The sequence below is a fragment of the Rathayibacter sp. AY1A7 genome (genome assembly GCF_002930845.1).
Classification (GTDB): Bacteria; Actinomycetota; Actinomycetes; order Actinomycetales; family Microbacteriaceae; genus Rathayibacter.
Map to the genome: position 1 here is coordinate 13,486 of NZ_PSTL01000024.1, position 18,362 is coordinate 31,847.

Here is an 18,362-nt window from a genome sequence, read left to right on the forward strand (position 1 = left end):
CGGACTAGATCTTCTCGATCGGCGCGACCTTGATCAGCAGCTTCTTCGCGCCCACCTGGTCGAAGAGCACGTGCGCGACGCGCTTCGAGCCCTCGCCCGTCACCGCGTTCACGCGCCCCTCACCGAAGTCGGTGTGCCGGATGCGGTCGCCCGGGATCAGCTCGAGGTCGCCGTTGTCGCGCACCATGCCGGTGATCCGGTTCGGGAACTCGCCCTTGGCCTTCGGCGCCGCGGCGAGCGCCTCCCGGAATTCGGTGTTCGATCGCGACTTGCCGAAGCCGGGCCGCTGAGCGTTCAGGGCCCGGGGCTGCGTGCCGCCGCGCGAGGTCGCCGCGCCGGGCGACTGGCGCCACTGGATCAGCTCTCCCGGGATCTCCTGCAGGAAACGGCTCGGCATCGCGACCGACGTCTCGCCGTACTGCGCGCGGGTCATCGCGAGCGAGAGGTAGAGGCGCTTGCGGGCCCGGGTGATCCCCACGTAGAACAGCCGCCGCTCCTCGGCCGGGCCGCCGGGCTCGTTCGCCGAGATGCGGTGCGGGAGCAGGTCCTCCTCGATGCCGGTGAGGAACACGGCGTCGTACTCGAGGCCCTTCGCCGTGTGCAGCGTCATCAGCGAGACGGTGCCGGAGTCGTCGTCGAGGTCGTCGGCCGCGGCGACCAGCGAGACCTCGGTGAGGAAGTCCACGAGCCCGCCGTCCGGGTTGTTGCGCGCGAACTCCTTGGTGACGGCGATGAGCTCGTCGACGTTCTCGGCGCGGGCCTCGTCCTGCGGGTCGCGGCTGGCGCGGAGCATGTCGAGGTAGCCGCTGCGGGTGAGGAGCGCCGTCAGCACCTCGTGCACCTTCGCCTCGCCGCCCTCCCGTGCGGGGTCGAGCATCAGCGCGCACTCGTCGAGGAGGGTCGCGAGGTCGACGATCGCCTTCGTCACCTTCGGGCCCATCCCGAGTGAGCCGGCGTTGCGCATCGCCTCGCGCAGGGTCACCGCGTTGGTGTCGGCGAACGACTGCAGCTGCGCCTCCGTCGCGGGGCCGATGCCCCGCTTCGGAGTGTTCATGATGCGCCGCAGCGCCAGCACGTCGGCCGGGTTCGCCACCGTGATCAGGTACGCCAGGGCGTCCTTGATCTCGGCGCGCTCGTAGAACTTCGTGCCGCCCAGGATCCGGTAGGGCAGCGCGGAGCGGATGAAGATCTCCTCCAGCGCGCGGGTCTGCGCGTTGGTGCGGTAGAAGACCGCGATCTCGTCGTAGCCCGTGTCCGCCGCGTGCAGGCGGGCGATCTCGTCGACCACGAACTGCGCCTCGTCGTGACCCGAGTACCCGGTGTAGCCGACGATCTTCTCCCCGTCGCCGCTGGAGGACCAGAGGTTCTTCGCGCGACGGTCGAAGTTGTTCGAGATGACGGCGTTGGCCGCCGAGAGGATGTTCTGCGTCGAGCGGTAGTTCTGCTCGAGCAGGATCACGCGGCAGCCCGGGAAGTCGCGCTCGAACTCGACGATGTTGCGGATGTCGGCGCCGCGGAACGCGTAGATGGACTGGTCCGAATCGCCGACGACGGTGAGCGAGGCCCCCGGGATGGAGCCGTCGGCCGTGACCGGTCCGCGGTAGGGGCGGTCGAACTGCGCCGCCGCCATCGTCGCCGGCGGCACGGGCCGGGTCAGCTCGTGGATCAGCGAGTACTGGGCGTGGTTCGTGTCCTGGTACTCGTCGACCAGCACGTGGCGGAAGCGCCGCTGGTACTTCGCGGCGACGTGCGGGAAAGCGCGGAAGAGGTAGACGGTCTGCGCGATCAGGTCGTCGAAGTCGAACGCGTTCGCCCCCTCGAGCGCCCGCGAGTAGGCCCGGAAGACCTGGAGGAACATCTCCTCGTTCGGGTCGCTGAGGTTCGCGGTGCGGGCGTAGGAGTCGACGTCGGCGAGCTCGTTCTTGAGCTTGGAGATCTTCGCGGAGGCGCTCGCGACGGTGATCCCGAGCGAGTCGGCCTCGAGGTCCTTCACGATGCGCTTGAGCAGGGCGCGCTGATCGCCCGAGTCGTAGATCGTGAACGACTTGGTCATGCCGAAGTTCTCGGCCTCGCGGCGCAGGATCCGCACGCACGCGGAGTGGAACGTCGAGATCCACATCCCCTCGGCGCTCTGCCCCACCAGCTTCTCGACGCGCTCGCGCATCTCGGCCGCGGCCTTGTTGGTGAACGTGATCGCGAGGATCTGGCTCGGCCAGGCCTCGCCGTTGCCCAGGAGGCTCGCGATGCGCCGGGTGAGGACGCTGGTCTTGCCCGAGCCCGCACCCGCGACGATGAGCAGCGCGTCTCCGCGGTACTCGACCGCCTCGCGCTGCTGGGGGTTCAGCCCCGCGACGAGCTGCTCGTGCGCCGGGTCGGTGCGGGGCGCGTCCCCGGGGCCGCCGGGGGGATCGACGATGACCGGGGTGGCGCGGGAGTCGCTCGGATCGAAGAGGAAGCTCATGTCCCTCCGAGTGTAGATCGCCCCTCCGACACCGGGAGCGGTCAGGCGGTCCGCTGACGCGGCGCGGGCGAGGTGAGCGCCCCACCGACGTCCAGTCCGCGCCACGCGAGGGAGAAGCCGAGCACGGCGAGCGCCGACGTCGACACCGCCAGGAGCTGCAGGAGCGCGAAGGCGGTGAGGTCCTTCGTGTCGTCGGGGTAGTACTGGATGCCCTGGACGGCGAGAGCCGCGAGCAGCACCACCACGATCACCGAGCACACCAGGAGCAGCCGGTTCACCCCGCGCCGCGCGGGCCTCTTCGGCGCTCGGCCCACCTGGGCCCTGGTGGTCAGCCACGCGCAGGCGGCGGAGGCGGAGGCGAGCGCGACGAGGTCGGCCCCGAGGACGTCGCTCGCCCGGTGCCAGGAGGCGGCCATCGTCAGGTTGCCGACCAGCACCACGACCGCGCCGCCCAGCGCGAGCACGACGGTCCGCGCGCGCCCGGGGACGACCATCGCCAGGGCGAAGACCACCGAGACGGCCGCCGCGGTGTGCCCGCTCGGGAAGCTGCCGCCGGTGTACCAGGAGTCGGTGTCGACCAGCTCGGGCCGCTCGAGGACCACGTTCTTGAGCAGCTGGGTGAGCCCGGCCGTGACGACGATCGAGCCGACGGAGGCGACGGCCAGCGCCGGGCGCCTCCGGATCAGCGCGATCGCCGCGACGAGCAGGGCGCCGACGACCATGGAGAGCGGGGTGACGTCCGCGAGCGCCCCCGCGGCGGCGCCGGTGGCCCGGCCGAAGACGAGGTCGGCGCCCCGGAGCCCCGAGTTCTCGACGCCCTGGCCCTGAGGGGTGAGCACGGCGAGCCAGTAGACGGCGGCGACGCCGATCACGGCGAGGACGGCGGTGGTGATCCAGCGGCGGGTGATGCGCTCTCGGGTGGACACGGGGCCTCCTCTCGAGGGTCGGGCGGGCGGTGGTGAGCCGATGATGCCAGCGCAGCCTCCGCGTCCGCTCGGCACGCGCCGGACGAGAACCCGATCGGCGGGCCGGTCAGCCGCGGAGCAGGCGCTCCTGCTCGGCCGCCCGCGCCTCGATCGCCAGATCGGGCTGGTCGGCGAAGACGCCGTCCACTCCCGAGCGGAGGATCATCGCGAACTCCTCCTGCCAGCCGCCGTACTCCGCCGGGTCCTTCCCGCGGCGGTGCACCTTCTCGAGGAACCGGTTCTCGGCGCGCAGCGTCCAGCAGTAGACCTCGAGCCCGGCCGCGTGCGCGTCCTCGACGAGCGGACCGGTCCCCGTCGCCCGGCCGGCCGCGTCCCGCGAGAAGAGCATGCTCTTGTCGACGCTGATCCCGTCGACGGCTCCGGCGAGGTTCCGCAGTCCCGCCGGCGTGGTGAAGGCGGAGTAGGGGGCCGCGTCGGCGCCGTGGGCGGCCACGAGGTCGGGCGGGGCGCCGCGCGACTCGAGCAGGTAGATCCGGCGGGTGCCGACTCCGCTCACCGCGAGCCGCTCCAGCACGGTCTTCTCGAAGCTCTCGATCGTGAGCCGCGGGTCGCGCGGACCCCAGCCCGCGGCGGCGAGCTCCTCGCGCAGCAGCACGTCCAGCGGCAGCCCGATCCCGGCGAAGTACGTCGCGTGCTTGATCTCGGCGACGAGCCCCGGCGGAGCGAGCGGATCGTCCTCCGCCGCCCGGTCCAGCAGCGCCAGCAGCTCCCTGAAGCGCAGCAGCGGGAACTGCCCGTCGAACGTGGCGCTGGAGCCGCGCACCGCCGGCAGCCGCTCGCGGGCCCGCAGCTCCGACAGCTCGTCCCAGGTGAAGTCCTCGGTGAACCAGCCGGTGATCTCGCGGCCGTCGATCCGCTTGGTGGTGCGGCGCGCAGCGAACTCAGGGCGCTTCTCGACGTCCGTCGTGCCGGAGATCTCGTTCTCGTGGCGGAGGACGAGCACGCCGTCGCGGGTCGCCACCAGATCGGGCTCGAGCGCATCGGCGCCCAGCGCGATCGCCAGCTCGTAGGCGGAGCGGGTGTGCTCCGGTCGGTAGCCGCTCGCTCCGCGGTGGCCGATGACGAGCGGTGACTGACGCGCGGGCATGCCGCGATCCTACGGGCGGCACTGCGCGGCTCGCAGCGGAGTCGAGGTCCGCTCGAAGAGAACAGCCAGACTCTGAGAGGTGCTCTCAGATATGGTGGTGTCCATCGTCGCAGTCCTCTCGGATCCGCGGCGCACCCCGCACCCACAGCGACTCAGATCCGCGAGTTCCCTCGGAGACCAGCGCACCTGAGAGAAGAGGAACCATGGCAAGCAACAATCCGGCCTTCGGACGCCCGGAGTTCAGCAACCGCGGCTACGCCGGCCGCGTGCAGGACCTCCCGGACGTCTCCCCCGGCACGCTCGACCAGATGTACTCCCGTCCGGCCGCCGGCTCCGTCGAGACCGACCGGATGACCGTCGAGGACACCCTCGCCAAGACCGCCCTCGCCTTCGTCGTGCTCCTCGCGGGTGCGGCCGTCGGCTGGTTCGTCCCGGGCCTGATGCTCCCCGCCGTGCTCGTCGCGCTGGTGCTGGGCATCGTCAACGCGTTCAAGAAGCAGCCGTCGCCCGCCCTGATCCTCGGCTACGCCGCGACCCAGGGCATCGCGGTCGGCGCGATCTCGAAGTTCTTCGAGAGCGCGTACGCCGGAGCGGTCGTCCAGGCCCTCATGGCGACCGTCATCGTGATCGGCGTCACCCTGGCGCTGTTCATGAACGGCAAGATCCGCACCTCGCCGAAGCTCAACAAGATCTTCTTCATCGGAATGATCAGCTACGCGGTGTTCTCGCTGGTGAACCTGGGCCTCGGCCTCTTCGGCGTCGGCGGCGGCTTCGGTCTCCGCACCGGCTTCATCGGCATCGTGATCGGCCTCATCGCCGTCGCGCTCGCCACGTACTCGCTCGTGATGGACTTCGAGTTCATCCAGCAGGGCGTGCGCAACCGCCTCCCCCGCATCTACGGCTGGACCGGCGCCTACGGCATCCTGGTCACCGTCGTCTGGATGTACCTGGAGATCCTGCGCCTCGTCGCGATCTTCCGCGAGTAGCACGGCGCACCACGTCCGACGGGCGCTCGACCTCCGGGTCGGGCGCCCGTCGTCGTTCCCGGCCCCAGCGTCGTTCCCGGTGCACTGCCGGGAGCGCCTGGCACGATGGAGGGATGAGCGCCGCAGACTCCCGGATCGTCGGCCTCGACGTCGCACGCGGCCTGGCCGTCCTCGGCATGTTCGCCGCCCACCTCGCCCCCGTCGAGAGCGAGATGCTCTGGAACGGCCGCAGCTCCGTCCTCTTCGCCGTGCTGGCGGGAGTGTCGATCGGGCTGATGACGGGCGGCGCACAGCGCTCCTCGCGGCCCTGGCAGGACACGGGATCGATCCTGCTCCGCGGGCTGTACCTGCTCGTCATCGGCGTCGCCCTCACCCTGCTCGGGACGCCGATCGCGGTGATCCTGCCGCACTACGGGGTGATGTTCCTCGTCGCGGCGCTGCTGCTCTTCCTGCCGCGGGCGGTCCTCGCCCTGCTGGTCGCGGTCGCGGCGATCGCCGGGCCCCTCGCGGTCGACGCGCTGACCAGCGCCGGCGGCTCCTGGCTCTCGACCCTGTCGCCCGACGAGGCGCTCCTGGCCGCGCAGCCCCTCATCTGGCTCACCCAGTACTACCCGGTGCCGTCGTGGCTGGCGTACGTGGTGCTCGGCCTCCTGATCGCGCGCTGCGACATCCGGTCCGCGACCACCCAGCGCCGGGTCGTCGTGGGCGGCGCCGTCTCGGCCGTGCTCGGCTACGGCGGCGGGCTGCTGCTCGGGGGTCCGGAGGCGGTGGAGGCGCACGCCAGCACCACTGCCGAGCTGCTCGGGGCGGGCGGGGGCGCCTGCGTCGTCCTCGGCGCGCTGACGGCTCTGCTGCAGCGGCTGCCGCTCCTGGCGCGGGCGGCGACTCCGATCGCGGCCGTCGGTGCGATGCCGCTGACGATCTACTCGCTGCAGCTCGTGGCGCTGGCGGTGTACCTGGTCCCGTACGAGCCGTTCGACTTCGAGGCGTGGCGCAGCTGGGCGCTGCTCGGCGTCTTCGTGGTCGGCTCGATCGTCGCCGCTCTCCTCTGGAGGCGGCTCGTGGGGCAGGGCCCGCTGGAGTGGCTGCTCGCGCGCGCGTCGCTGCGGCCTCGGGGTCCGCGTCCGGCGCTGGGTTAGGGTGGCCGGATGATCACGCGTCGCGAGGCCGCTCAGCGCCTCGACATCCCCCTCGAGATGGCGACGCGGCACGGCATCCCCACCCGTCTGTCGGAGGAGGAGCTCGCCGCCCTCGAGCAGGATCCGCCCGCCTGGCTCGTCCAGTCGCGCGCGAACCGCACCGGCAGGCGTCCCGTGTGGGTGACCCTCGACTGCGCCGTCTGCGGCCGCTCCGAGGCCGCCCGCCCGAAGAAGTGGTGGCCCGAGTTCACGTTCCTCGTCTGCGAGGACCACTCCCCCGCCTCCTGGCCGCACCACCCCGAGGGCCACCGCCGCGACGAGTACGACGGCATCGGCACCCGCTTCATCGGCGTGCTCGACACCCCCGCCTGACCCGCGCTCGCGCGCCTGCCGCCCTCCGCCTGCGCCCCGACGCCCGGACCGCCGCGCAGACCCGCGTTCCCCGATCACCCGGCAGGAGCTCGCCTCTCGAGCGGAACCTTTGCAACGTCCCCGCACGGCCTCGTTCCCCTGACCGCCACTCGGTACACCTCGCGAGGAACCGGTCGCCCCTGACCGATTCTCCGACCTCACCGCGGCCACCCGTTCCCTGAACAGCCACCGGAGCTCGTTCCCCGACCTGCACCCCGGGAACGGCCCCCTCGGGGCTCGTTCCTCTCTACTTGCACCCGGAACGGCCCCGCAGGGGCTCGTTCCCTCTACCTGCACCCGGGAACGGCCCCGCAGGGGCTCGTTCCCCCACCCGCTCCCCTCAACAAGAAACGGCCCCCTTCGAAGGGAGCCGTTCCTGACGTTCCGCGGGTCTCCGCGCGGTCAGCTGCAAGGCGGAGAAGGGCGCGATACCGGAGGTATCGCAACCGCCGACAACGCCGCAGATGACCGTGCGGAGACCCGCGGAATCACTCCCACTCGATGGTGCCGGGGGGCTTGGACGTCACATCCAGCACCACCCGGTTCACGCCGCTCACCTCGTTGGTGATGCGGTTGGAGATGCGGGCGAGGAGGTCGTAGGGCAGGCGGGTCCAGTCGGCGGTCATCGCGTCTTCCGAGGAGACGGGGCGCAGGACGATGGGGTGGCCGTAGGTGCGGCCGTCGCCCTGGACTCCGACGGAGCGGACGTCGGCGAGGAGGACGACAGGGCACTGCCAGATCTCGGTGTCGAGGCCGGCGGCGGTGAGCTCGGCGCGGACGATGGCGTCGGCGTCCTGGAGGAGGTCGAGCCGCTCCTGGGTGACCTCGCCGACGATGCGGATGCCGAGGCCGGGTCCGGGGAAGGGCTGGCGGCCGACGATGACCTCGGGCAGGCCGAGCTCGCGGCCGATCGCGCGGACCTCGTCCTTGAAGAGGGTGCGGAGCGGCTCGACGAGCGCGAACTGCAGGTCCTCGGGGAGTCCGCCCACGTTGTGGTGGGACTTGATGTTGGCGGTGCCGGTGCCGCCGCCGGATTCGACGACATCGGGGTAGAGCGTGCCCTGGACGAGGAAGTCGATCGTCTCGCCCTCGCCCTGCGCTTCGAGCACGAGCGCTTCGGCGGCGGCCTCGAAGGTGCGGATGAACTCGCGGCCGATGATCTTGCGCTTCTGCTCCGGGTCGCTGACGCCGGCGAGTGCGTCGAGGAACTGCTCGCGCGCGTCGACGGTGACCAGGCGGACGCCGGTCGCGGCGACGTAGTCCTCCTCGACCTGGCGGCGCTCGTCCTTGCGGAGGAGTCCGTGGTCGACGAAGACGCAGGTGAGCTGGTCGCCGATGGCACGGTGCACGATCGCAGCGGCGACGGCGGAGTCGACTCCGCCGGACAGGCCGCAGATGACGCGTCCGGTGCCGACCTGCTCGCGGATCACGGCGACCTGGTCGTCGATCACGTTGGAGGAGTTCCAGTCGGCCGGGATGCCCGCGGCGCGGTGGAGGAAGTTCTCGATAACGGCCTGGCCGTAGGCGGAGTGCTTGACCTCGGGGTGCCACTGCACGCCGTAGAGGCGGCGCTCGTCGTTGCCGAAGGCGGCGACCGGGGTGGAGCTCGTGGAGGCGAGGACCTCGAAGCCCTCGGGCGCCTGTGCGACCGAGTCGCCGTGGCTCATCCACACCGTCTGGTCGGCGGGCTGCTCGCCGAGGAGCACGCCACCGTCGGTCGAGACGGCGGCGTCCGTCGCTCCGTACTCGCGCAGCCCCGTGTTGGCGACCTCGCCGCCGAGCGTCTTCGCCATCACCTGGAAGCCGTAGCAGATGCCCAGGACCGGGATCCCGAGGTCGAAGATCGCGGGGTCGAGCTGCGGGGCGCCCTCCTCGTACACGCTGGAGGGGCCGCCCGAGAGGATGATGCCGACGGGCGACTTCGCGGCGATCTCGGCGGCCGTGGCGTTGGAGGGCACGATCTCGGAGTAGACGTTCGCCTCGCGGACCCGGCGGGCGATCAGCTGCGCGTACTGCGCGCCGAAGTCGACGACGAGGACGGGCTGCGCGGCCAGGTGCGGCTGGGGAGCGGTGGGCTGCTCGCTAATGGGGGGCCTCCACGGAGTCGGTCGGGGTCTTCGGGTCGGTGCCGGCGGTCCGGCGCTCGAGGTACTGCTCGACCTCGCGGGCGATGCGGGTCTCGACGAAGAAGGAGAGGGTGGGCACCACGCCGCCGAGCGCGATGAGCACGAAGCGCGTGAACGGCCAGCGCATGAGGCTCCACAGGCGGAAGTCGGCGAAGAGGTAGACGACGTAGAACCAGCCGTGCGCGATCAGGATGCCGGTGGACAGGTTCGCGCCGGTGCCGCTCGACGTGAACTCGCCTCCGGGCGCCTCGTACATCGGGGCGAAGTGCAGGACTCCCTGCTGTCCGAAGGCGAACAGCTCGAGGTGGAAGACGTACTTGAGGAGCATCTCCGCGCAGAGCAGGAGCAGCATCACGCCGGTGATGATCGAGGTCACCCGGTAGAAGCGCAGCGCGCTCCGGATCGCAGGGAACTGCGCGGGCTTGGGCTCGAGGGGCATGACGACCAGTTTACGGTGCGGGGGCGGGGGCCTCGGCCCGGTCGCCCAGGTCGGCGCGGGCGCGCTCCTCGGCGTCGAGCGCCTCCTCTGCCTCGCGCTCCCACGCGTCCTTGACGAGGCGGAACCAGAGGTAGAGGGCGAAGCCGGCGAAGACGACCCACTCGATCGCGTAGAAGACGTTGAGCCAGTTCAGCGAGACGTCGCTCACGCGCGCCGGGGAGTCGATGGCCCCGAGGCCGGCGACCGGCTCGTCGACGACGACGTAGCCCTGGTAGACGTCCTGCGGCGGGTCCGGCCAGCGGTTGATCAGCGCGGGGACGGAGAGCGCGGTGAGGGTGGCGGGGTCCAGGCCCTCCGCCGGCACCTCCGCGGCCTCGTTGGCCACGAGGCGGCCGGTGAAGGAGGAGGGCGCCTGCTCGCTCCCGCTGTTGAGCGCGTCCGCGACGGACTGCGCCTGCGCCTCGTCCTGCGTCCAGCCGTAGGCGAGCACCAGGTCGGCGTCGGCGGTGCGGGTGCGGGCGATGACCCACCAGCCCGGCTGCTCGCCGTTCAGGCGGCCGCCGAGGATCTCGGCACCGCCCGGCACGAAGACGGACGAGCCCTCCACGCGCTGTCCGTCGGCGGTCGCCGTGATCGAGCGGGAGGGGGTCGCGACCTCGGCGAGCGGGAGCGTCGTCTCCGACACTCCGGAGTCGGGCGCGGCGGCTTCGACCGCGCGGCCGACCTGCCACTGCCCGAGCGCGGCGAAGAGCCCGGCGATCAGGAGTGCGAGCGCCAGCGCGGCGATCCAGCGCGGGCGCCGGGCCACCTGCCCGACCGTGCTCTGCGTCATTCGTCCCTCGTCCGCCCTCGATCCGTGCGGTGTCCCGCGGGCCGGATCGAGCCTAACCCGTGAGTGTGGGAGCTCCGTGGGATCAGTAGTCGGGCTCCCTCGGGCGGCGGGGCCGGGCGTCGTCGGCGCCGTCGGACTGCTGCATCGCCTGGTCGATGAGCGCCTGGCGCATCGGATCGGGGAACTCGTCGTCGAGCTCGTCCGGCTCCGCGGGGCGCCTCGGAGGAGCGGGGGCCTCCTCCGCGGAGACGGCGGGCGCGGCCATCGCCGCCTCCACGAGCGCGAAGTCCTCCTCGTCCATGGCCGTGGCCGCTGCGGGTGCCGGGCGGTGCCGCCGCCGCGAGAGGAACGCGCCGATGCTCTCGGAGCGCGAGGCGAGGATCGGCCCGACGATCGCCATGATCAGCACGTAGAGGCCGGCGAAGGGCTGGATCCGCTCGTCGAGCCCCGCCGAGAGCGAGAGCGTCGCCAGGATGAGCGCGAACTCGCCGCGGTTGTGCAGGATGAACGCCGCGTTCAGGCCCGCGCGCGGTCCGAGCTTGTTGAGCCACGCGACGAACTGCCCCGCGCCGAGGTTCAGGACGATGGTCATCACCGCGGCGATCAGCACCGGGACCACGACGCTCGGGAACGCGCCGGGATCCAGCCCGAGACCGAAGTTGACGAAGAAGAAGGCTCCGAACACGTCGCGCAGCGGGATCGCGATGTGCTCGACCCTCGACCGGAACCGCGTCGCTCCGATGACCAGTCCGATCAGGAACGCGCCGATGGCGTCCGTCACTCCGAGGACCTCGCCGATGCCGCCGAACAGGATGGCGAGACCGAAGAACAGGATCGTGAACAGCTCGTCGTCGCGAGTGCGGAAGAAGCGGGAGACGACCTTCCCGCCCCAGCGGGCGATCGCGAACATCACCACGAGGAACGCGAACGCGATGACGAGCTTGAGCACCACCGGCCACGGCTCCGTCTCGCCCGAGAGCACGACGGACACGATCGCCAGGTAGACCGCGATGAAGATGTCCTCGACGACCGTGACGCCCAGGATCATCGGCGTCTCGGGGTTCGCGAGGCGCTTGAGCTCGATCAGCAGCTTGGTGACGATCGCGCTCGAGCTCGTCGCCGTGATGCCGGCGATGATCAGCGCCTCGCGGCTCCCCCAGCCCAGCGCGAAGCCGAAGCCGAGGCCGACGGCCATGTTGACCGCGATGTAGGAGCCGCCGGAGAGGATCAGGCGGCCGGCGTTCCCGAAGAACTCGTCCTGGTCGAACTCCAGGCCGAGGTTGAACAGCAGGAGTATCAGCCCGAAGACCGCGGTCAGCTCGATGTAGCTCGACTCGAAGTCGAGTGGGAAGAGGTGGAAGTTCGGGCTCGCGAGGAGCCCGACGACCATGTAGATCGGGATGGCCGGGAGCCCGATCGTCCTCCCCAGCCGGCCGAGGACGTAGGCGACGACGAACAGGACGCCGAGGACGATGAGGTCTTCGCCGTGGTGCATCCTCAGGCTCCGGGCGGGGCGTCGACCGTCTTGGCGAAGCTGCCGGTGCGGAAGAACGCGAACGCCTTGGCGACCTTCTCGGGGCTGCCGGCGACCACGAGGGTGTCGCCGGGGAAGACGCGGAAGTCGGGGGCCGGCGCCGGGTTGGCGGCGTCACCCCGGACCACGGCGACGACGGTCAGCCCGACGATCCCGCGGTCGGCGGGCTTGCCGAGCTGCTGTCCGGCGATGTGGTCGTCGTAGTCGACGGTGAACCAGTCTATCGAGAGGCCCGGGATCTGGTCGAGCGCGGTCAGCGACTCCGTGATCTGCGTGCCGCCGAGGAGCTCGGCGAGGGTGTGCGCCTCGTCGTCGCTCAGGCGGAGGGACACCTTGGCGCCGTCCTGGTCGCCCTCGGCGAACGTGATCAGGTCGCTGTGGCCGGAGCGGTGGGCGATGACGCCGACCTTGCCGCCGTCGGCCGTCAGGAACGTGTGCAGAACGCCGACACCGGGCAGTTTGACCCTGCGGACCTCGACCATGCGTGCTCCCTCCGCGCCGTGCGGCGCTCCCACTCGGGACTTCCAGCTTAGGCGCGTGCGGAGCCCTCCTGCCGAGGGAACCCCGACCCGTCGAGGGATCCCGCAGTTTCCCGGCGGCCTCGGCGGTCCTGCGTCCCTCACTGTCCACAGGGGGTGGGGGGAGTCTCCACAGGAGGAGCGGAGGGAGGGAAAGGGGGGCGGAAGCGTGCAGTGGGGATCTGTCGAGACGGGGCGTGCCGCCGGTCGGACGAGTCCGTGCGGCTGCGCCGCGGTACGCGCGGACCGGCGAGTGGGCGAGGGCCTCCGCGGACGAGCGGCAGCGGGCGCGGATCGACGCCGTGGCCGCGACCTGGAGCGCGCCCTTCGTCCTCCGCGAGTCGGCGGCGGCGGCGGTCCGGGACGCCCCTTGGTCGAGCCTCTTGCGGAGACCGTGCATGTCGAGGGGCGACGGACCCGGGCAGCCGGACGTGGAACGGCGTCGCGGAGCGCGCGTCCGCCCTCACCCGCACTGATCGACGGACTCGCCGTCTCGGATCTCGCGCAGACCGCCGTCGATCCGAACCGACCCGGCGTTCCTCGGGGGCCGCTCGCCCGAGCACGTGCTTCTCGCCCAGAAGCGCCGGGAAGACCGTATTCGCGCGCGCGGGTCCGCAGTGTCGTCCGCCGGGCTGGCGCGAGGCCTACGACGCCAGCACGTCCGGCCGGCCCGCGCCGGCGTCCGCCGCGTCCAGGGACTCCCGGGCCGTCGAGGGAGCCCGCTGTTCGCGGTGGCCTCGACGGTCAGGATCGCCTCGGTCGGTGAGCGTCAGCTGGGCTGGTACGGCGCGACGACGACCTCGACCCGCTGGAACTCCTTGAGGTCGGAGTAGCCGGTCGTCGCCATCGAGCGGCGCAGGGCGCCGATGAGGTTCGCCGTGCCGTCGGCGCCGGTCGCCGGGCCGTAGAGGACCTGCTCGAGGGTGCCGACGGTGCCGACCTCGACGCGGCGGCCGCGCGGCAGCTGCGGGTGGTGCGCCTCCGCGCCCCAGTGCCAGCCGCCGCCCGGAGCGTCGGTCGCGCGCGCCAGCGCCGAGCCGAGCATCACGGCGTCCGCGCCCACCGCGACGGCCTTCACGATGTCGCCGGAGGTGCCGAGGCCGCCGTCCGCGATGACGTGCACGTAGCGTCCGCCCGACTCGTCGAGGTAGTCGCGGCGAGCGCCGGCGACATCGGCGACCGCGGTCGCCATCGGAGCCTGGATGCCGAGCGTCGTGCGGGTGGTGGAGGCGGCACCGCCGCCGAACCCGACGAGGACGCCCGCGGCGCCCGTGCGCATGAGGTGCAGGGCCGCGGTGTAGGTGGAGGCGCCGCCGACGATGACGGGCACGTCGAGCTCGTAGATGAACTTCTTGAGGTTCAGCGGCTCGGTGTCGCGCGAGACGTGCTCGGCCGAGACGGTCGTGCCGCGGATGACGAACACGTCGACCCCGGCGTCGACGACGGTCTGGTACAGCTCCGCGGTCCGCTGGGGCGACAGGGCCCCGGCGACGGTCACGCCCGCGGCGCGGATCTCGGCCAGGCGCGCGGTCACCAGCTCGGAGCGGATCGGAGCGGAGTAGATCTCCTGCATCCGCTGCGTCGCGGTCTCGGCCGGAAGCCGGCGGATCTCCTCGAGCAGCGGCTCCGGGTCCTCGTACCGCGTCCACAGACCCTCGAGGTCGAGGACGCCCAGCGCCCCCAGATGCCCGAGCCGGATCGCCGTCGCCGGCGACACCACCGAGTCCATCGGCGCGGCGAGGATCGGCGTCGCGAACTGGTACGCGTCGATCGACCACTTCACCGACACGACCTCGGGGTCGCGCGTCCGGCGGCTCGGGACGACGGCGATGTCGTCGAAGGCGTACGCGCGGCGGGCGCGCTTGGCGCGCCCGATCTCGATCTCCATGACGCTGAGTTTACTGTGGCTCGCTCCTCGCTCCGCTCGTCGCTCGCCCGCGGTCGGCCCGAGCGGGCGGTCGCGTTCCGCAGAGCGGGTCGCGTCCGCGCTACGACGATCCGCTCGCACGCGGATCGCCGGTTACCGCTGAGCGGTGTCAGCCGTGGCTCGCTCCTCGCTCCGCTCGTCGCTCGCCCGCGGTCGGCCCCAGCGGATGGTCGCGTTCCGAAGAGCGGGTCGCGTCCGCGCTACGACGATCCGCTGGAGAGCGGATCGCCTGCTACCGCTCCTACCGGGCTCCTCACCGGGCCGCGATCGACGCGAGCGGGCGCACTCCACCAGCAGGTGAAGCCTGCGCGGCCGCCACCACAATTCGCTGCAACGCGGGAAGCCCGTCCCCACTCCGTCGCGCTCGCGCGCGGTGCATGACCACTCCCCCGCGACGGCACAGGCGGAAGCCTCCCCCCGCAGTCGCGGCGGCGCCTCGCGCCGCTCGCGCTGCGTCCCCCGCCCCTCAGCCGAGGACCGGCGCTCGTCTCCCGGAGGGAGGCGGCGGATCGGGATCGCGGCCCCTCCGGCGTGGTGGGCGTATGGGCCGCAGGCCCATCGGGCAGAGGGGCCGCGATCCCGATCCGCCGCCGGCCCCACCAGACCCCCTCAGCGCCGGTAGTTCGGCGCCTCCACCACCATCTGCACATCGTGCGGGTGCGACTCCTTCAGCCCGGCCGCCGTGATGCGCACGAACTTCCCGCGCTCCTTCAGCTCGGGGATGGTGCGCGCTCCGACGTAGAACATCGACTGGCGGAGCCCGCCGGCGAGCTGGTACGCCACGTTCGCGAGCGGGCCGCGGTAGGGCACCTGGCCCTCGATGCCCTCGGCGATCAGCTTGTCGTCGGTGGGCACGTCGGACTGGAAGTAGCGGTCCTTCGAGTAGGAGGTCCGCTCGCCGCGGGTCTGCAGGGCGCCGAGGGAGCCCATACCGCGGTAGGTCTTGAACTGCTTGCCGTTCTGGAACACGAGGTCGCCGGGGCTCTCCTCGCAGCCCGCGAGGAGCGAGCCGAGCATCACGGTGTCGGCGCCGGCGACGAGCGCCTTGGCGATGTCGCCGGAGTACTGGAGGCCGCCGTCGGCGATCACCGGCACGCCGGACTCGCGCGCGGCGAGGGACGCCTCGTAGACCGCGGTGACCTGCGGGACTCCGACGCCGGCGACGACGCGGGTGGTGCAGATCGAGCCGGGGCCGACGCCGACCTTGATGGCGTCGGCGCCCGCGTCGACGAGTGCCTGCGCCCCGGAGCGGGTTGCGACGTTGCCGCCGATGACGTCGACGCCGGCGAACGCGGAGTCGGACTTCAGGCGGCGGATGATGTCGAGCACGCCGGCGGAGTCGCCGTTGGCGGTGTCGACGACGATCACGTCGACGCCCGCGTCGAGCAGGGCGGTGGCGCGCTGCCAGGCGTCGCCGAAGAAGCCGATCGCGGCGCCGACCCGGAGGCGGCCCTCGTCGTCCTTCGTGGCGTTGGGGTACTGCTCCGACTTGTCGAAGTCCTTGACCGTGATGAGGCCGGCGAGCTTGCCCTGTGCGTCGACCAGCGGCAGCTTCTCGATCTTGTGCTGCGCGAAGAGGGCGATGACCTCGCTGTCGGGGATCCCGACGCGGCCCGTGATCAGGCCGGTGCTGGTCATCACGTCGCGGACGAGCGTGGTCGCCTTCTCGAACGGCGAGACGAAGCGCATGTCGCGGTTGGTGATGATGCCCACGAGCACGCCGGTGGAGTCGACGACGGGGAGGCCGCTGATCCGGTACTGGCCGCAGAGGTCGTCGACCTGGGCGACGGTGGCGTCCGGGGTGGTGGTGACGGGGTTCGAGACCATGCCCGACTCGCTCCGCTTCACCCGGTCGACCTGGTCGGCCTGGTCGGCGATGGAGAGGTTGCGGTGCAGGACGCCGAGGCCGCCCTGGCGGGCCATCGCGATCGCCATGCGCGCCTCGGTGACGGTGTCCATCGCCGCGGAGAGCAGCGGGGTCGCCACGCTGATGCGCTTGGTGAGACGGGAGGCCGTGTCGGCCTCGCTCGGGATGACGTCGGTGTGCCCCGGGAGGAGCATGACGTCGTCGTAGGTGAGTCCGAGGAATCCGAAGGGATCCGGCTGGTCCATCAATGCCCCTTAGCAGGTCGAGTGCGGGAGCCCGGAGAGGACGGGAGGAGTCCGCTCACGAGCGCCACGGTTGTTCGATCTTAAGCGCCGTGAGGCTCGCGGTATTCCTCGACGGCGCGGCCGCCGGGCCGCGGATGGGCGCTGGAGCGCTCTCCTCTCCCTCATAATGTCGTCACGCGTAAGTGCGGACGGTGAAACACCGCCGACACATGCGGAACGTATGGTCAACCAACGTTGTTTGACGACGGCGATTCGGGCGTGCCCGGAGACCCCATCCGTCTGTGCACCCTGACGAGAGGTAGACGTCTTGCTCACAGCCAGCCGTTCGATGCGCCGCCAGCGCTCGACGACCCTGCATCCGACGGACCGGGAGGCGCCCCGTGGATAGGAGACGCCCGAGGCTCCGAGACCGGCTCCTGGCCCTGGGTCTGCTCGCCGCGACCCTCACCGGGATCGCCGCGGCGGCCCCCGCCGCACTCGCCGCCACCACCGCCGACCAGTCGATCATCGCCTGGGTCCGCGTGCAGGGGACGAACGAGAACCTGACGGGGGTGACCGTCGAGATCGGCGGCGACGCCTCTGCGACCGTGACCACCGGCGAGGACGGCCGGGCCACGTTCCCCCTCGACGCCGCGGGCACCTACACGGTGACCGTCGACGAGGAGTCCCTGCCCGTCGACAAGGGCTACCCCGCCGCGGGTCAGAACCCGAAGCAGGTGAAGATCGTCGCCTCGCAGAACCAGATCGTGAACTTCATCGTCTCGACGGCCAACCCGAAGGGCTCCGGAGCGACCGTCCCGGTCCCGACGGACTCCGCGGCTCCGACGAGCCCCGCGACCGAGGGCACGACCGGCAACGACGCGACGAACCCCGACGGCACGTCCAATGCGGTGAACCAGCCGGTGTCGGCCGACACGTTCTGGATCATCTTCTGGCCGAAGGTCGTCACCGGCCTGATCTTCGGGCTCCTGATCGCCCTCGCGGCGATCGGCGCCTCGCTGATCTACGGCGTGACCGGCCTGAACAACTTCGCCCACGGCGAGCTGGTCACCTTCGGCGCGCTGATGGCGTACCTCTTCTCCGGGGTCTTCGGACTCCCGGCGCTGCTGGCCATCCCGATCGCGGTGATCCTCGGCGGGGCCTTCGGCTTCGTCCAGGACGGACTGCTCTGGAAGCCGCTGCGGAAGAAGGGCATCCAGCTCATCCCGCTGATGATCGTGACGATCGGCCTCTCGCTGGCCCTGCGCTACGTGTTCGTCTTCTTCTTCGGAGCCGACCGCCTCTCGCTCCCCAACAGCACCGCTCCGTTCTTCACGGTGCCGGAGCTCGGGATCAGCCTGAAGTTCACCGACATCGTCGGCGCCGTCGTCGGCGTCGTCTGCATCGTCGCCGTGGCCTACGTCCTCACGAAGACGAAGATCGGCAAGGCGATGCGGGCGGTCTCGGACAACCGGGCCCTCGCCTCCGCCTCGGGCATCAACGTCGAGCGCGTCATCCGCGTCGTCTGGGTGATGTCGGGCGCTCTCGCCGCGCTGGCGGGCGTCTACATCGGCTACTACCAGTCGCTGCGCTGGGACACGGGAGCGTCGATCCTGCTGCTGATCTTCGCGGCGATCACGCTCGGCGGACTCGGCTCCGCCTACGGCGCGCTGGTCGGCTCGCTCATCATCGGACTGATGATGAACATCTCGACGATCTGGATCCCGGAGAACCTCAAGTACGTGGCTCCGCTCGTTCTCATGATCATCATCCTCCTGGTCAGGCCGCAGGGAATCCTGGGCCGCAAGGAACGGATCGGCTAGGA

The 18,362-nt window shown here is 71.4% G+C and carries 14 protein-coding genes; 4 read left to right on the forward strand and 10 right to left on the reverse strand.

The features are described 5' to 3' along the window. Positions 1-4: 4 nt before the first annotated feature. The 3 genes from C5B95_RS14925 to C5B95_RS14935 all read right to left on the reverse strand — a co-directional run bounded on the left by C5B95_RS14925 (position 5) and on the right by C5B95_RS14935 (position 4,534). Positions 5-2,461 (reverse strand): ATP-dependent helicase, encoded by a 2,457-nt coding sequence (locus C5B95_RS14925; protein ID WP_104349516.1) that lies wholly within the window; start codon positions 2,459-2,461, stop codon positions 5-7. 41 nt (positions 2,462-2,502) lie between these two features. Next, a complete protein-coding gene (locus C5B95_RS14930) occupies positions 2,503-3,387 on the reverse strand; it encodes a phosphatase PAP2 family protein (RefSeq protein WP_104349517.1) in 885 nt (294 codons plus the stop codon). A gap of 106 nt (positions 3,388-3,493) precedes the next feature. After that, complete coding sequence (locus tag C5B95_RS14935; protein WP_104349518.1) at positions 3,494-4,534, reverse strand: glycerophosphodiester phosphodiesterase family protein; 1,041 nt, start codon at positions 4,532-4,534, stop codon at positions 3,494-3,496. A gap of 203 nt (positions 4,535-4,737) precedes the next feature. Between C5B95_RS14935 and C5B95_RS14940 the strand changes: the two genes are divergently transcribed. The 3 genes from C5B95_RS14940 (at position 4,738) to C5B95_RS14950 (ending at position 7,031) form a co-directional block, all read left to right on the forward strand. Next, complete coding sequence (locus C5B95_RS14940; RefSeq protein ID WP_104224741.1) at positions 4,738-5,520, forward strand: Bax inhibitor-1/YccA family protein; 783 nt, start codon at positions 4,738-4,740, stop codon at positions 5,518-5,520. A 113-nt stretch (positions 5,521-5,633) separates the two neighbouring features. Continuing rightward, the gene (locus tag C5B95_RS14945; protein WP_104349519.1) at positions 5,634-6,659 is read left to right on the forward strand and encodes a DUF418 domain-containing protein; all 1,026 of its coding nucleotides are present in this window, start codon (positions 5,634-5,636) and stop codon (positions 6,657-6,659) included. A gap of 9 nt (positions 6,660-6,668) precedes the next feature. Further along, positions 6,669-7,031, forward strand: a complete 363-nt coding sequence (locus C5B95_RS14950) for a DUF5997 family protein (protein ID WP_104224739.1) — start codon at positions 6,669-6,671, stop codon at positions 7,029-7,031. 527 nt (positions 7,032-7,558) lie between these two features. Here the strand turns inward: C5B95_RS14950 and guaA are convergent. From guaA to guaB, 7 genes are all read right to left on the reverse strand, one after another. Then, complete coding sequence (gene guaA, locus C5B95_RS14955) at positions 7,559-9,124, reverse strand: glutamine-hydrolyzing GMP synthase (protein ID WP_104349520.1); 1,566 nt, start codon at positions 9,122-9,124, stop codon at positions 7,559-7,561. A 28-nt stretch (positions 9,125-9,152) separates the two neighbouring features. After that, on the reverse strand, positions 9,153-9,635 hold the full coding sequence (locus C5B95_RS14960) for a DUF3817 domain-containing protein (RefSeq protein WP_104349521.1): 483 nt from the start codon (positions 9,633-9,635) through the stop codon (positions 9,153-9,155). 10 nt (positions 9,636-9,645) lie between these two features. Continuing rightward, positions 9,646-10,467, reverse strand: a complete 822-nt coding sequence (locus C5B95_RS14965; protein WP_104337893.1) for an SURF1 family cytochrome oxidase biogenesis protein — start codon at positions 10,465-10,467, stop codon at positions 9,646-9,648. Between the two features lie 82 nt (positions 10,468-10,549). Beyond that, positions 10,550-11,962 (reverse strand): cation:proton antiporter, encoded by a 1,413-nt coding sequence (locus C5B95_RS14970; protein ID WP_104234167.1) that lies wholly within the window; start codon positions 11,960-11,962, stop codon positions 10,550-10,552. 2 nt (positions 11,963-11,964) lie between these two features. After that, positions 11,965-12,483 carry a cation:proton antiporter regulatory subunit gene (locus C5B95_RS14975; protein WP_068256939.1) on the reverse strand — a complete coding sequence of 173 codons (519 nt, stop codon included), beginning with the start codon at positions 12,481-12,483 and terminating at the stop codon, positions 11,965-11,967. 805 nt (positions 12,484-13,288) lie between these two features. Next, on the reverse strand, positions 13,289-14,407 hold the full coding sequence (locus C5B95_RS14980; protein WP_104349522.1) for a GuaB3 family IMP dehydrogenase-related protein: 1,119 nt from the start codon (positions 14,405-14,407) through the stop codon (positions 13,289-13,291). A 648-nt stretch (positions 14,408-15,055) separates the two neighbouring features. After that, positions 15,056-16,558, reverse strand: a complete 1,503-nt coding sequence (guaB, locus tag C5B95_RS14985; protein WP_104224733.1) for an IMP dehydrogenase — start codon at positions 16,556-16,558, stop codon at positions 15,056-15,058. Between the two features lie 380 nt (positions 16,559-16,938). Here guaB and C5B95_RS14990 point away from each other — a divergent pair, with 380 nt between their 5' ends. After that, entirely contained in the window at positions 16,939-18,360 is a 1,422-nt protein-coding gene (locus C5B95_RS14990) for a branched-chain amino acid ABC transporter permease (RefSeq protein ID WP_104234166.1), read from the forward strand. Positions 18,361-18,362 lie beyond the last annotated feature (2 nt).